Origin of the sequence: Pseudomonas sp. MPFS, assembly GCF_022537035.1 — a bacterium.
Lineage (GTDB): Bacteria > Pseudomonadota > Gammaproteobacteria > Pseudomonadales > Pseudomonadaceae > Aquipseudomonas > Aquipseudomonas sessilinigenes.
On sequence record NZ_CP066123.1, the window covers coordinates 4446676 to 4458460 of the forward strand.

14 protein-coding genes are annotated in these 11785 nt (G+C 64.5%); 5 read left to right on the forward strand and 9 right to left on the reverse strand.

Annotated features, from left to right (window positions below):
- Positions 1-24 precede the first annotated feature (24 nt).
- Positions 25-603: a hypothetical protein gene (locus I9018_RS20350; protein ID WP_068582452.1), complete on the forward strand. Its 579-nt coding sequence runs from the start codon at positions 25-27 to the stop codon at positions 601-603.
- 6 nt (positions 604-609) lie between these two features.
- On the opposite strand, the gene I9018_RS20355 is transcribed toward I9018_RS20350, so the two are convergent.
- The 7 genes from I9018_RS20355 to I9018_RS20385 all read right to left on the reverse strand — a co-directional run bounded on the left by I9018_RS20355 (position 610) and on the right by I9018_RS20385 (position 6711).
- The gene (locus I9018_RS20355) at positions 610-1326 is read right to left on the reverse strand and encodes an alpha/beta fold hydrolase (RefSeq protein ID WP_241107349.1); all 717 of its coding nucleotides are present in this window, start codon (positions 1324-1326) and stop codon (positions 610-612) included.
- Positions 1327-1452: 126 nt separating this feature from the next.
- Positions 1453-1860 carry a hypothetical protein gene (locus tag I9018_RS20360; protein ID WP_241107350.1) on the reverse strand — a complete coding sequence of 136 codons (408 nt, stop codon included), beginning with the start codon at positions 1858-1860 and terminating at the stop codon, positions 1453-1455.
- A gap of 92 nt (positions 1861-1952) precedes the next feature.
- On the reverse strand, positions 1953-3065 hold the full coding sequence (locus tag I9018_RS20365) for a succinylglutamate desuccinylase/aspartoacylase family protein (protein WP_241107351.1): 1113 nt from the start codon (positions 3063-3065) through the stop codon (positions 1953-1955).
- A gap of 98 nt (positions 3066-3163) precedes the next feature.
- Complete coding sequence (locus I9018_RS20370; protein ID WP_068582439.1) at positions 3164-3943, reverse strand: ABC transporter substrate-binding protein; 780 nt, start codon at positions 3941-3943, stop codon at positions 3164-3166.
- Positions 3944-4435: 492 nt separating this feature from the next.
- Positions 4436-5197 carry a precorrin-6A synthase (deacetylating) gene (cobF, locus tag I9018_RS20375; protein ID WP_068582437.1) on the reverse strand — a complete coding sequence of 254 codons (762 nt, stop codon included), beginning with the start codon at positions 5195-5197 and terminating at the stop codon, positions 4436-4438.
- Between the two features lie 79 nt (positions 5198-5276).
- Positions 5277-5840, reverse strand: coding sequence for a histidine phosphatase family protein (locus I9018_RS20380; protein ID WP_241107352.1), 564 nt, complete (start codon positions 5838-5840; stop codon positions 5277-5279).
- Between the two features lie 79 nt (positions 5841-5919).
- Positions 5920-6711, reverse strand: a complete 792-nt coding sequence (locus I9018_RS20385) for a helix-turn-helix transcriptional regulator (RefSeq protein WP_241107353.1) — start codon at positions 6709-6711, stop codon at positions 5920-5922.
- Between the two features lie 86 nt (positions 6712-6797).
- Between I9018_RS20385 and I9018_RS20390 the strand changes: the two genes are divergently transcribed.
- Positions 6798-7796 (forward strand): bile acid:sodium symporter family protein, encoded by a 999-nt coding sequence (locus tag I9018_RS20390; protein ID WP_241107354.1) that lies wholly within the window; start codon positions 6798-6800, stop codon positions 7794-7796.
- A 40-nt stretch (positions 7797-7836) separates the two neighbouring features.
- Complete coding sequence (locus I9018_RS20395) at positions 7837-8457, forward strand: LysE family translocator (RefSeq protein ID WP_241107355.1); 621 nt, start codon at positions 7837-7839, stop codon at positions 8455-8457.
- A 64-nt stretch (positions 8458-8521) separates the two neighbouring features.
- On the opposite strand, the gene I9018_RS20400 is transcribed toward I9018_RS20395, so the two are convergent.
- Both I9018_RS20400 and I9018_RS20405 read right to left on the reverse strand, forming a co-directional pair.
- Positions 8522-8764: a hypothetical protein gene (locus I9018_RS20400; protein ID WP_241107356.1), complete on the reverse strand. Its 243-nt coding sequence runs from the start codon at positions 8762-8764 to the stop codon at positions 8522-8524.
- Between the two features lie 87 nt (positions 8765-8851).
- On the reverse strand, positions 8852-9730 hold the full coding sequence (locus tag I9018_RS20405; RefSeq protein ID WP_241107357.1) for a LysR family transcriptional regulator: 879 nt from the start codon (positions 9728-9730) through the stop codon (positions 8852-8854).
- Between the two features lie 100 nt (positions 9731-9830).
- Here I9018_RS20405 and I9018_RS20410 point away from each other — a divergent pair, with 100 nt between their 5' ends.
- Together I9018_RS20410 and I9018_RS20415 are read left to right on the forward strand one after the other, a co-directional pair.
- A complete protein-coding gene (locus I9018_RS20410; RefSeq protein WP_241107358.1) occupies positions 9831-11222 on the forward strand; it encodes an aldehyde dehydrogenase family protein in 1392 nt (463 codons plus the stop codon).
- Between the two features lie 211 nt (positions 11223-11433).
- Positions 11434-11676: an Arc family DNA-binding protein gene (locus tag I9018_RS20415; protein ID WP_068582407.1), complete on the forward strand. Its 243-nt coding sequence runs from the start codon at positions 11434-11436 to the stop codon at positions 11674-11676.
- The last annotated feature ends 109 nt before the right edge of the window (positions 11677-11785 follow it).

Sequence of the window (11785 nt, forward strand, 5' to 3'; positions counted from 1 at the left end):
AATCCTGATGCCCGGAGGTTGTGCATGTCATCCCTAGCTAGAAAAGCCCTGGTCCTGGTGTTTGCCGCCGTGGCAAGCCTCGGTACGCTGAATGCCGTGGCCGCGGGCAAATCCACGGCCAAGCAGGCTGCGGGCGAAAAAGTCGCCTTGCTCGACGGCAAGCTGGCCTTCAGCCTGCCCAAGGGCTTCAGCGCCGCGACCCTGCCGGTGGGCGATGAAGCCAAGGGCACCGGTGGCGCCAGCGGTACGCTGTACGCCAATGACACGACCCGCACCGTGGTGATCGCGGCGCAGAACCGCATTCCCAACGGTGCCCAGGTCAAGGACAACGACACGGCGTTCCTGGATGACGCGGTCAGCGGTTTTCTCTCGCAGCAAGCCCAGGCCTTGCCGGATTTCAGCAAGCAGGCGGAAAAGAGCATGACCCTCAAGGGACTCGGGGTACGCCAGATCGACAGTACCGCCACCCAGGGCGGGGGGCTGACCCTGAACTCGACCCTGATTGCCGGTTCCGGCTCGCGCATGGCGGTGATCCAGGTCATTTCCCGGGCCGCCGACAAGGCCGGCCATGCGGCCTTGATGAAGCAGATTCTTGGTCAATGACCCAGCTTAGGGGGCCAGCCCCCGCAACCAGCGGTCCAGGTCCTGGATCTCCACTTCGCTGATGCTGTGCCCCATCCCCGGATAGGCATGGAACTGCGGCTCCAGCGCCAACCCCTGCAACAGGCGGTTGGCCTCGGCCCCATCGCTGTAGGGCAAGCGCTGGTCATTGGTGCCATGGCCAATGAAGATCCCCAGGCGTTGCAGCTGCGCACTGCCTTTGAGCTGTGAAGCCAGTTGCGGCAGGATCTTCCCGCTCAGGGCCGCGATACCGCGTACCGATTGCGGGTGGCGCAACCCTACCTCATAGGCCATCACGGCTCCCTGGCTGAACCCCACCAGCACCACCTTCCCAGGTTCGGTGTGGTACTTGGCCGCTGCCGCACGAACAAATTGCTCGATCAACCCGGCGCTGCTGGCCAGGTCTTCGCTGACGCCGTCATAAGGGCCCTGCCCCTTGCGCCGGAACCATTGGAAGCTGTCCTCATCGAGGGTCTGCGGCGCGCGGGCGGAGAGATAGGTGTAGGTCGCCGGCAGGCGCTCGTACAACCCGAACAGGTCGGCCTCGTTGCTGCCATAGCCATGCAGGAAGATCACCAACAGCTGATCATGGGTGCCTGCCGGGGCCTGCTCCAGATAGCGCAGCGGCAAGTCATCGTGCAACGCCGTATCGGCCTGCACAAAAGGCGCGGCCAACAGGGCCAGCAACGCCAGACAACGAATCATGGACAGCTCGTTGCTTGAAAAAATCAACGGCCAGAGCCTAGCACTGCCCGCCTGGCGGCAGCAGCCCCGCAGGCCCGGGATGAACCCCGGGATTGGACATCCCTTGCCAGGCAGGCCAGGCCCGCCTCAGTGATGCAAGCGCCAGAACCTGGCCTGCCGGGTGTCGGCCAGCCCACGCCAGGCCAGCGGCGCAAGCAGCACCACCAGCACCAGGAACCCCACCTGGGACAGGTAGAAACTCGCCAGCCACTGGTCGTGTGCGGCGACATAGACGCTGTTGTGCAGGACGTCCAGCACTATGATCGCCAGGGTCAGCGCCAGCCCCCAGCGTGGGCGCAGCCACAACAGCAGTACCGCCAGCGGATCGAACAGCGTCAGCGCCCCCCAGAAGGCCCGGCTGGCCAGGGGCGTATCGCTGCCGTAGCCATAGTCCCAGAGCAGGCCGTGGGCGAAGGCCGCGCGCAGATGATTGAAGGTCGCCGCCAACAGGCACAGGGTGAACAACAGGCGGATGCACAGGGACAATCGAAACATGGCGCAAGCCTTGTGGGCCGCAAGAACCGGCCGGTGGGTGAAAGGCCCACGGCAAGATCGGCAGTGGGCGCTTCGCGGTGGGCAATGCCGGGTCAGTCGTTGACCAGCTTGCCATGGCGAATGGGGTCGCGGCCGGCGACCTTGGCCAGCCAGATCCCGGGCTGGGTGTAGCGCCCACGATCCAGGGCGAACAGCACGCCGCTGGTGCCGGCCCGGACAATACTGGCCTGGTCGCTCAACGGATCCACCACCTCGAACAAGGCGTCGCCGCGCTCGACCCACTCCCCGGCTTCACGCAGGAAGCTGACCACGCCATGGTGCGGGGCGAACAGGTACTCGGTGCCCTCGAACGACATGCCCTCGCAGCAGTCCTGCGGCGCCGTCGGCCAGTCGCCATCGATCAGCCCCTGTTCGGCGAGAAAGCCCAGGATGGCTTCGCAGTTGGCCCGGGCCTGCGGCACCCGGGTGTCGCCCATGCTGCCCAGTTCCAGGGTGGTCGCCAGGTTGGCCGGGGGAATGGCTGCCCGAGGGTAGTCCCGAGCCAGGCGCAGCCAGGGCGATGAGCAGGACTCATCGAACGAGCTGCCGCCGGAGTCTTCGCACAACAGCGCTACGCCGGCCTTGAGCCGCGCGGCCAGGGAGCGCCACTGGGGCCAGTGCTGGGGCAAGGCGTAGAGGTGGATCGCCGCTTCGAAATCACAGTGCAAATCAAGGGTGATATCGGCATCGCAGGCGTGGCGCAGCAACAGGCGATGCAGGGCCTCCAGCTGCGAGGCCGGGGCGGGCAGCTCGTCCAGCACCTGGACCATGGCGCGACGGATCAGGACGATGTTGGCTTCGGCATCGTCTCCCAGTTGCTTGCCGACCAGGTCGCCCACCGGACCACTGAGTTCGACGAAGGCTCGGTTGAAGTTCTTGCCGCTGCCCAGCTCGAAGCGCCCCAGGTGACTGCCCTGCACCTGCTGGTCGAGGCCGATGGGGTTGGCCACGGGCACCAGCTCGACGGTGCATTGCAGACGGCCATCACGCTCCAGCTCGCCCAGGCGCTGCTTGAGTTCCCAGGCGGTGCGCATGCCGGGCAGCTCATCGGCATGCAGGCTGGCCTGGATGTACACCTTGCGCGGGCCGCTGCCGAAGCGAAAGACGCTGAGCTGGCGCGACGTGCCCAAGTGACCCCAGGGCAGGGAGTGGTCGATGCGTTGCATGATGGCTCCGGAAAAAAGGCGTGGCGCAGGATAAAACAGTGGCGCATAAAAAAGGTGGCGACCGGAATCCGGTCGCCACCTTTTTTCATGCCAGCGGATTATTCGCCGTAGACGTCGAAATCGAAGTACTTGTCCTGCACCTCTTTGTACTTGCCGTTGGCGCGGATCTCGGTGATGGCGGTGTTGAATTTCTCCGCCAGCTCCTTGTCGCCCTTGCGCACGGCGATGCCGGCGCCGCCACCGAAGTACTTCGGATCGTTGTACTCAGGCCCGACGAAGGCGAAGCCCTTGCCGGCGTCGGTCTTGAGGAAACCGTCGTCGAGGTTGACCGAGTCCGCCAGCAATGCGTCGACGCGACCGGACACCATGTCCAGGTTGGCCTCCTGCTGGGAGCCGTAGCGCACCAGGTCGATCCCGGCCGGCATCAGGACTTCGGTCGCGAAACGGTCGTGGGTACTGGCACGCAGCACGCCGACCTTCTTGCCCTTGAGCTCGGTCAGCGGGTCCTTGATGGTGGTACCGGCCTTCATCACGAAGCGGGCCGGGGTGTGGTAGTACTTGATGGTGAAATCGACGTTCTTCTTGCGATCGTCGGTGATGGTCATGGACGACAGGATGGCGTCGATCTTCTTCACCTTCAGCGCCGGGATCAGGCCGTCGAACTCCTGCTCGACCCAGGTGCACTTGGCTTTCATCTGCTCGCACAGGGCGTTGCCCAGGTCCACGTCGAAACCGGTGAGCTTGCCGTCGGGGGTCTTCATCGAGAAGGGTGGGTAACCGGCTTCGATACCGATGCGGATCGGCTTGGCCTCGTCGGCCGAAGCGGTGAAGGAAAACAGCGACAGTGCCAGGGCACCGAACAGCACAAACTTGTTCATTTATAACTCCAGGGGGTGGAGGTTTCTTGTTGGCAGAATTCGATTGTGGGCAAATCGAAGTGGCCAGCAGTCTAGAGTGGCTCCCGGGATGCAAATTGTGTTTATGCGACAAATACTTACATAAATAACGCAGCCTTGATCCAGGTCGGTTTTCCCTGCCCCAGGGTGGTGCGCCGACCAGTGCAACGCTGCATATCCGCCCGTCAACGATGCATCTGCCTGGCCGCGAATGCAGGGTCGACACCCGCCAGCCAACCTGCCTCCACGGTGAACGTGAAGCCCCACGTCGCCCTTTTTTGCGGGCGAGCCTCTTCGCCTCGTGTCGCCGCTGCCGCAGGCTCGGCACGAGCCGCCAAACCTGCATCCGCGGTGTGCCTGCCAGAGCCCGTCGTCCGGTTTCACGGCCGCTGCGCGCCCGGACGCAGCCTCGCCAGCTCGACAGCGGCTACAACAGGCGGTACGAGCCGCACGCGATAGGCCTGAGGCTGCGGCTCAGTCCTCGGGCTTGCGCAGCAGGTAGGTGTCCATGATCCAGCCGTGGGCCTGGCGGGCTTCGAGGCGGACCCGGCGGATCTCATCGGCCACATCGTCGAGACGGCCGCTGATGAGGATTTCATCCGCCGTCCCAAGGTAAGCCCCCCAATAGATGTCCAGGTCCTGGCTGCGCAGTTGCCGATAGGAATCCTCGGCATCGAGCATCACCACCTGGGTATCGGCATCCCCGCCCTGCCCCGCGGCCAGGCGGCGTCCGGTGGTGATTTCCAGTGAACGGCCGATGCGGTTCAACGGCACCTTGTGCTGCGCGGCCAGGGCCTGGACGCTGGTGATCCCGGGGATGACCTGGTATTCGAAGTGCGCCGCGCCGCTGGCGAGGATCTGCTGCAGGATGCGCAAGGTGCTGTCGTACAGCGCCGGATCGCCCCAGGCCAGGAATGCCCCGGTTTGCCCCTCCGCCAGTTCCTGGTTGATCAGGCGTTCGAAGACCTGCTGCTTGTCGCGATTGAGGGCCTGGACACTGGCCTGGTAGTCCACATCGCCACGCTGGCGCTCCGGGGTCTGGGCCTCGACGAAACGATAAGGCCGCTCGGTGATATAGCGCTCGCACAACTGGCGGCGCAGATCGATCAGCGAGTCCTTGCTCGGCCCCTTGTCCATCAGGAACACCACATCGCAACGGTTCAGTGCCTTGATCGCCTGGATCGTGATGTAGTCAGGGTTGCCGGCGCCGATGCCGATCACCAGGAGGGTTTTCATCTGAGGGAGCTCTCGCTGCAGTGCCAATGGGCAAGTATGGGCTGCCTGGACATCATGGGAAATGCCGGCAGGCGAATCGTCACCACCGGCGATCCAGGCGCAGGCGCCAGCGCCCGGCGTGGCTCAGGTCGAGCCGCGACAGCGGTTCGACATCGATCAGGTTGAAACTGCACAAGGGCGCCTGCAGGACGGTGAGCACCACCGCGCGCAACACCAGCGGATGGGTTACGGCCAGCCAGCGCCCGGGGCGTTGTGCCATGTCCTCCAGCCAATGCGCCGTGCGCTGGCACAACTGGGCCACCGACTCGCCGCCGGGCGGTACCCATTGCGGGTCTGCCAGCCAGGCCTGCAAGGCCTCTGGTTGCTGCGCCTGCACCTCATCGATCGACAGGCCCTGCCAGGCGCCACAGGCGCAATCGCGCAAGGCCTGCTCGACCACGCAGTCGGCACTGAACAACGCGGCGCTCTGCCGGGTGCGCAGCTCCGGGCCGCACAGCACCCGAGTGCCCGGCCCGAGCTCGGCCGCCCGGCTCAGCGCCTGGGCTTGCCAATCCAGCTCCAGGGGCTCGTCCACGGGGAAACGCGCCAGCTTCTGTGCAACGGTACGGGCATGGCAGATCAGGGTCAGACGGGTAGCCTGCACGGCAAGCGCTCCAGTGTTGAAGAGGGCAGATCCTACACCAGCCGGCACCACAAGACGCTCGGCTGGCAAAGGCCCCCGGTCAGCGGAAGAACTCCCCCGGGGTCGTGTCGAATTGCTGGCGAAACGCAGCAATGAAGGCCGAAGTCGAATCGTAGCCGCAAGCCAGCGCGACATCGGTGACCCGCTCGCCCTGCTCCAGCGGCGTCAGGGCGCTCAGCAAGCGCAGGCGCTGGCGCCAGGCGCGAAAAGTCAGCCCGGTATCCTTGAGGAACAATCGACTGAGGGTCTTCTCGGTTACCCCAAGCTTCTCGCCCCACTGCCCCAGGGTGGTCTGTTGCTCCGGATGGGCCTGCAGGCTGCGGTAGATCGCGCGCAAGCGCACGTCATGGGGCAATGGCAGCATCAGGTCCAGCTGCGGTGCGGCGGCCAGTTGATCCAGCAGCACCTGGACCAGGCGACCGTCGGCGCTGTCCCGGACGTACTCCACCGGCAACTCGCTGAAGGCACGGATCAGCTCGCGCAGCAGGTCGCTGACCGCCAGCACCTGGCAACTGTCGGTGGCAGCCCAGGTGGTGACGCTGCAATCCAGGTACAGGCTGCGCATTTCGGTGCTCGGCGAACTGAACACCCGGTGCGGCACTCCAGCGGGAATCCACACGGCCCGCTGCGGCGGTGCGATGAAACGCCCGCCGCTGGTCTGGATCTCCAGCACCCCGGCAATCGCATAGGACAACTGCACCCAGGGATGGCTATGGCGCCGGGTCAGGGCCCGATTGGGCAGGGATTCGGTACGCCCGTACACCGGTCGCGGCAAGCTCGGAAGACCGGGAATACTGCGCCGTACGATCTTTTCATGTCCTTTAGGCGGCATTAACTGGCTCGTTGGCGTTAGTCGGTAGATGGCAGTCACGTTAGAGTCGCCCCATCGCTCTTGGCAACCCCCGGATGATCACGCTCATGACCCGCTCTCGTCTTTTGCCCGACAACTTCACCCTGACCCTGATCGGCGTGGTTCTGCTGGCCAGCTTCCTGCCTGCCAGCGGCCAGGTGGCAGTGGGCTTCGGTTGGCTGACCAACATCGCCATTGGCCTGTTGTTCTTTCTTCACGGCGCCAAGCTGTCGCGCGAGGCGATCATCGCCGGAGCCGGCCACTGGCGCCTGCACTTGCTGGTTTTCGGCCTGACCTTCGTACTGTTCCCGTTGCTGGGGCTGGCCCTCAAGCCGTTGCTGTCACCCCTGGTGGGCAAGGATTTGTACCTGGGCATGCTCTACCTGTGCGCCCTGCCGGCCACGGTGCAATCGGCGATCGCCTTCACCTCCCTGGCCCGGGGCAATATCCCGGCGGCCATCTGCAGCGCCGCGGCCTCGAGCCTGTTCGGGATCTTCCTCACCCCACTGCTGGTGACCCTGTTGCTCAACGTGCATGGCGATAGTGGCTCGACCCTGGACGCGATCGTCAAGATCAGCGTGCAACTATTGCTGCCGTTCATTGCCGGGCAGATCGCCCGGCGCTGGATCGGTGCCTGGGTAGGACGCAACAAGAACTGGCTGAAGTTCGTCGACCAGGGCTCGATCCTGCTGGTGGTCTACGGTGCATTCAGCGAGGCGGTGAACGAAGGCATCTGGCAGCAGATACCGCTGTGGGACCTGGCCGGCCTGGTAGTGGCCTGCTGTATCCTGCTGGGCCTGGTATTGCTGGCCTCCAGCTTCCTGGGCAAGCTGCTGGGCTTCGACCAGCCGGACCGCATCACCATCTTGTTCTGCGGCTCGAAGAAGAGCCTGGCCACCGGCGTGCCCATGGCCCAGGTGCTGTTCGCCGGCAGTACCATGGGCGTGTTGATCCTGCCGTTGATGCTGTTCCATCAGATCCAGCTGATGGTCTGTGCAGTCCTGGCCCAGCGCTACGCCAAGCGCCCGGAATCGGTGAGCGAGCTGATGGGCCAGGTCGATCCATGAATCTCACACTGACGTTATAGCCACCACCGAGTCCACTCCCATGACCGTCGCCGACAACCTCCTGGCCTTCACCCTGGCCGCCACCCTGCTGACCCTGACCCCGGGCCTGGACACCGCCCTGGTGCTGCGCACCGCCACCGTGGAAGGCAAGCAACAGGCGCTGCGCGCAGCGTTGGGGATCAACGCCGGCTGCCTGTTGTGGGGCGCGGCGGTGGCCTTCGGCCTGGGCGCCTTGATTGCGGTGTCGGAGCTGGCCTTCAACCTGCTCAAGTACTGCGGCGCCGCCTACCTGGCCTGGCTGGGGCTGAACATGCTGCTGCGCCCGCGCCGCACCTTTGCCCCCGCAGGCACCGACGCCAAGCCCGGTGCCAACTGGTTTCTCAAGGGCATGCTGGGCAATGTGCTCAATCCCAAGGTGGGGATTTTCTATGTGTCCTTTCTGCCGCAGTTCACTCCCCAGGGGCAGCCGCTGGTGGCCTGGACCTTCGCCCTGGTGAGCATCCATGTGATGCTCGGGCTGATCTGGTCACTGCTGCTGATTGGCGCCACTCGCTCCCTGAGCGGGGTGCTGCGACGGGAAAAGGTGATTCAGTGGATGGATCGCACCACCGGCATGATCTTCGTGCTATTCGCAGCTCGCCTGGCCCTGAGCAGGCGCTGAGAAACCGCTCCCAGCCACTGCCCGGCGCTCTCGAAACCCACCGCAGGCACGCCGAGACGGCCGCTCAGGCTTGGTTTTCGCGCCGATACTGCTGCCATTGCGCCCAGCAGTCCTCGGCCACCAGATCGCGATAGCCCCGCTCGTTTTCCATGCTCAGTGCTACCTCCACCGGCAACGCGATACAGGCGGCGCTATCACGAATCTCCAGCACTTGGGCTTCGGTCAGGGGCATGCCCTTGGTGGTCTCGGCATTCAGCAGCACCGCCACCAACGCTGGCACGAACACAAGGCAAAGCTGATCGGTCATGACTCATCTCCAGGTGCGAGGCAAAAGGCCGAGAGCCTACACAAATCGCACCGACGCAGCCATCGAGCGATGGCCGGACAGGCCCATTCATTCCTCAGCCAGCACGGCTCCCCGTTCCTCCAGCAACTTCACAAAACTGCTCAAGCTCTGGGACACGGTGCCGCGCCGCCAGACCAGCCAGGTGCGCAGGAAACGAAAGCGCGGGGACAACGGCCAGACACTCACCGTGGCGCAGCCGGGCATGCTTTCCAGCATGCTGCGGGGCATCAGCGCCAACCCGGCACCGGCACTGACGCACGCCAGCATGCCGTGGTAGGACTCCATCTCGTGGATCTTGCCCGGCACCGCAGAGTCCTGGGTGAACCAGTTTTCGAAGTGATGACGATAGGAGCAGTTGGCGCGAAAGGCGTAGATGCTTTCACCGTTGACCTCCTGCGCCCGGGTGATGGGCGCATGGCCCAGGGGCGCGATCAGGACCATTTCCTCCTCGAAAACCGGCAGCCCTTCCAGGGTCGGATGGCGCACCGGGCCATCGACGAACGCGGCCACCAATCGGCCGGACAAGACCCCTTCGATCATGGTCCCCGAAGGACCGGTGGACAGGTCCAGTTCGACCTTGGCGTATTGCTGGTTATAGGCCGCCAGCAGGGCCGGGATGCGCACCGCTGCCGTGCTCTCCAGGGAGCCCAGGGCAAAAGGGCCCTGGGGCTCTTCGCCGGCCACGGTCAGGCGCGCCTCGGCCACCAGGTCGAGGATGCGCCGGGCATAGTCGAGGAAGTTCCAGCCGGCGGGCGACAGGCGCATCCGGCTCTTTTCGCGGATGAACAGCTCCACGCCCAAATCCTGCTCCAGCTGCTTGATGCGCGTGGTCAGGTTCGACGGCACCCGATGGATCAACTGCGCCGCAGCGCTGATGCTGCCCTGCTCGGCAACGGCCTTGAAAATCTCCAGCTGGACCAGGTCCATTTCATTCTCCAATCGTGAACGACTTGCTCAATATTATTCAGTTTTCAGAAAACAATCAGCCCCGTAACCTGCCGCCATTCCCACCTTGCAGGACGGTGCCATGACCTCTGTTTCCAGCCATACCCACGCCCTGTCGATCAACCCCGCCACCGGCGAGCAGATCGGCGCCTACCCTTACCAGTCCGAATCCGAGCTGGATGCCGCCCTGGAGCGCGCCAGCCGCAGCTTCGCTCAATGGAAGCGCCAGGACATCAGCGAGCGTGCCGGGCGCCTGGTTGCCCTGGCCCAGGTCCTGCGCGACAACAGCGAGGCCCTGGCCCGCATGATCACCCGGGAAATGGGCAAGCCGGTGCCCCAGGCCCGGGGCGAAATCGAGAAATGCGCCCAGTTGTGCCTGTGGTACGCCGAGCACGGCCCGGCCATGCTCGCCCCGGAAGCGACCCTGGTGGAGAACGACAAAGCACGTATCGAGTACCGGCCGCTGGGGCCAATCCTGGCAGTGATGCCATGGAACTTCCCGATCTGGCAGGTGCTGCGTGGCGCCGTACCGACGCTGCTGGCGGGCAACACCTACGTGCTCAAGCACGCGCCAAACGTCATGGGCAGTGCCCACCTGTTGCTGGAGGCCATGCACCAGGCCGGCTTTGCTGAAGGCGTCTTCGAGCTGATCAACGTCACCCCGGACGGCGTATCCCGGGCCATCGCCGATCGCCGTATCGCCGCCGTGACCCTGACCGGCAGCGTGCGCGCCGGCATCGCCATCGGTGCCCAGGCCGGCGCCGCGCTGAAGAAATGCGTGTTGGAACTGGGCGGTTCCGACCCCTTGATCGTGCTCGACGACGCCGACCTGGACGAAGCGGTCAAGGCGGCGGTAGTCGGTCGCTACCAGAACACCGGGCAGGTCTGCGCCGCTGCCAAGCGCCTGATCGTCGAGCAAGGCGTGGTGGAGGAATTCACCCGCCGTTTCGTCGAAGCCACCCGCGCCCTGGTGATGGGCGACCCATTGGCCAACGACACCTATATCGGCCCCATGGCCCGCTTCGACCTGCGCGATGAATTGCACCAGCAGGTCCAGGCGACCCTGGCCGAAGGTGCCACCCTGCTGCTGGGGGGTGACAAGCAAGCGGGCGCCGGTAACTATTACCTGCCCACGGTGCTGGCCGACGTTACCGACCAGATGACCTCGTTCAAAGAGGAGCTGTTCGGCCCGGTGGCCTCGATCATCACCGCCCGTGACGCCCGGCACGCCCTGGAACTGGCCAACGACAGCGACTTCGGCCTGACCGCGAGCCTCTTCACCGCCGACCTGGAACGCGCCCGGCAGATGACCGACGAGTTGGAAACCGGCGGCGTGTTCATCAACGGCTACAGCGCCAGCGACCCTCGGGTCACCTTCGGCGGCGTGAAGAAAAGCGGCTTCGGTCGTGAACTCTCGCACTTCGGCGTGCGCGAATTCTGCAACGCCCAGACGGTATGGCTGGATCGTCGCTGAGCGCAGCAATAGGCCAGCGACCGGAACGGACCTGCCAAGGTCCGTTCTGCCCAAGGGCGGCTCGGGCACACCTGGTCGGTATCATCGGCGGAGTGCAGAAAACGCCTTACAGCCCTTCCAGCACAATCCTGCTGTTTTTCAGAATCTTCCTGAATCCCTCCATCCAGGTGCTTTTTTATCATGCGCTTTTTCCATCGCCTGGAAGCCTGGTATGCGCACCCCCGTACAGAAGTTCATCGTTCGCCTTCCCCACGAACTGCATACGCAACTCAAGCGCATGGCCAAACAGCAGAACCGCAGCATGAATCACGAATTGATCGATCGCCTGGAAAAATCGCTGGTCAACGACGATATCCGCAACATCGATGAACAACTGGTGACCCTGCTGCTGCACAGGATCGAGTTCCTGGAAAAGCGCCTCGAATCCCTGCAAAAGGACCGGCATGAACCATGACGCCAGGCCGCCCCTGGCCGATACCTGACGTCAAACCGGCCTCCTGATGCTCTCCCGCCTTTACCCCGGCGCCGCAGCTTGTATGATGGCGCCTGCCTAAAATCACCTG

What these genes read in the sequence shown, in the direction of transcription:
- cobF (WP_068582437.1), bottom strand. Translation starts at nt 5,197, where the DNA reads ATGAAAACCCTCCTGGTGATCGGCATCGGCGCCGGCAACCCTGACTAC.
- I9018_RS20410 (WP_241107358.1), top strand. Translation starts at nt 9,831, where the DNA reads ATGACCTCTGTTTCCAGCCATACCCACGCCCTGTCGATCAACCCCGCC.
- I9018_RS20360 (WP_241107350.1), bottom strand. Translation starts at nt 1,860, where the DNA reads ATGTTTCGATTGTCCCTGTGCATCCGCCTGTTGTTCACCCTGTGCCTG.
- I9018_RS20390 (WP_241107354.1), top strand. Translation starts at nt 6,798, where the DNA reads ATGACCCGCTCTCGTCTTTTGCCCGACAACTTCACCCTGACCCTGATC.
- I9018_RS20415 (WP_068582407.1), top strand. Translation starts at nt 11,434, where the DNA reads ATGCGCACCCCCGTACAGAAGTTCATCGTTCGCCTTCCCCACGAACTG.
- I9018_RS20400 (WP_241107356.1), bottom strand. Translation starts at nt 8,764, where the DNA reads ATGACCGATCAGCTTTGCCTTGTGTTCGTGCCAGCGTTGGTGGCGGTG.
- I9018_RS20365 (WP_241107351.1), bottom strand. Translation starts at nt 3,065, where the DNA reads ATGCAACGCATCGACCACTCCCTGCCCTGGGGTCACTTGGGCACGTCG.
- I9018_RS20370 (WP_068582439.1), bottom strand. Translation starts at nt 3,943, where the DNA reads ATGAACAAGTTTGTGCTGTTCGGTGCCCTGGCACTGTCGCTGTTTTCC.
- I9018_RS20405 (WP_241107357.1), bottom strand. Translation starts at nt 9,730, where the DNA reads ATGGACCTGGTCCAGCTGGAGATTTTCAAGGCCGTTGCCGAGCAGGGC.
- I9018_RS20355 (WP_241107349.1), bottom strand. Translation starts at nt 1,326, where the DNA reads ATGATTCGTTGTCTGGCGTTGCTGGCCCTGTTGGCCGCGCCTTTTGTG.
- I9018_RS20385 (WP_241107353.1), bottom strand. Translation starts at nt 6,711, where the DNA reads ATGCCGCCTAAAGGACATGAAAAGATCGTACGGCGCAGTATTCCCGGT.
- I9018_RS20395 (WP_241107355.1), top strand. Translation starts at nt 7,837, where the DNA reads ATGACCGTCGCCGACAACCTCCTGGCCTTCACCCTGGCCGCCACCCTG.
- I9018_RS20350 (WP_068582452.1), top strand. Translation starts at nt 25, where the DNA reads ATGTCATCCCTAGCTAGAAAAGCCCTGGTCCTGGTGTTTGCCGCCGTG.